This is a genomic window from Streptomyces sp. MK37H, assembly GCF_018035285.1.
Classification (GTDB): domain Bacteria; phylum Actinomycetota; class Actinomycetes; order Streptomycetales; family Streptomycetaceae; genus Streptomyces; species Streptomyces endocoffeicus.
In genome coordinates, this window is record NZ_JAAAYH010000841.1 from 1 (window position 1) to 1,429 (window position 1,429).

Genomic DNA, 1,429 nt, shown 5'->3' on the forward strand with positions numbered 1-1,429 from the left:
CTCCGTAAGTTGTTAGGCGGCCCGGGAGGGCCGGGTGTGGCTGATGCTTTCTTGTCTTCAGTGGCTTCGAAGGAGTGGCCGCCCGGCTCTCCGGGGCGCCCTGGCCGCTGATTGAGATGTGCGCGCTTCGTGCGGTCGCTGTTTACGGAGATGACGGCGGGGTGTTCCTCGGGCCGACGGCACACAGTGCGGAGCGAGGAGGGGCGAGTGAGCAGGCGACGGGCTCGGGTCTGGGCCGGCATCGACGCGGGCAAGGCCCACCACTGGACGGCGGTAGTCGACGAGACCGGAGCGACCTTGTGGTCCAAGAAGGTCGACAACGATGAGTCGGCGATCCTGGCCGCGCTCAGCGAGATTCTGGAGCTGGCTGAGGAGGTCCACTGGGCGGTGGACATCACGGGGCGGTCCTCCGCGCTGCTGCTGGCGCTGCTCGCCGCCCACGGCCAGCAGGCCGTTTACGTGCCCGGCCGTACCGTCAACCGTATGGCCGGGGCTTACCGCGGAGAGGCGAAGACCGATGCCCGCGATGCCTACGTCATCGCCGAAACCGCCCGTCACCGCCGGGACTTCGCCACGATCGACGTGCCTGCTCAGCTCGCCGCCGACCTGGCCCTGCTGACCGCCCACCGTTCGGACCTGGTGGCCGACCGGGTGCGGATGATCAACCGGCTCCGTGACGTGCTGACCGGCATCTTCCCCGCGCTGGAGCGGGCCTTCGACTACAGCGCCCACAAGGGCGCGCTGGTACTGCTCACCGGATACCAGACCCCCGCCGCCATCCGTCGGCGCGGCCGGGCGAGGCTGACCGCCTGGCTCGCCAACCGCGGCGTCCGCGGCGCCGACTCTCTCGCTGCCACCGCGGTTGAGGCCGCCGGGGCCCAGCACACCGCGCTGCCCGGCGAAGACGTCGCCGCCCAGATCGTCGCCGAGCTGGCCGCGCAGATCCTGGCCCTGGACGACCGGCTCAAGCGCATCGACCAGCAGATCAGCGAGACGTTCCGCACCCATCCACAGGCCGAGATCATCGAGTCCCTGCCCGGAATGGGCCCCATCCTCGGGGCCGAGTTCGTCGTCGCCGCAGGCGACTTGGGGGCCTACGCGGACGCCGGCCACCTCGCCTCCGCGGCCGGACTCGTGCCCGTCCCACGCGACTCCGGACGCCGCACCGGCAACCTTCACCGACCCAAGCGCTACAGCCGCCGCCTGCGCCGGGTGTTCTACCTGTCCGCCCAGACCAGCATGATGCGCGAGGGCCCGAACCGGGACTTCTACCTCAAGAAACGCGGCGAAGGACGCAAGCACATCCAGGCAGTCATCGCCCTCGCCCGACGACGAGCCAGCGTGCTGTGGGCTCTCCTGCGCGACAACCGGGTATTCACCCCCGCCCCACCAGTCGCGCAGGCGGCTTGACTCAGTCATTGAAACTCCT

At 70.0% G+C, this 1,429-nt stretch carries 1 protein-coding gene; it reads left to right on the top strand.

What is annotated here, in order from left to right; genetic code table 11:
• Window positions 1-207: 207 nt before the first annotated feature.
• Window positions 208-1,410 (top strand): IS110 family transposase, encoded by a 1,203-nt coding sequence (locus GWI24_RS44320; protein WP_210951655.1) that lies wholly within the window; start codon window positions 208-210, stop codon window positions 1,408-1,410.
• Window positions 1,411-1,429: the final 19 nt, after the last annotated feature.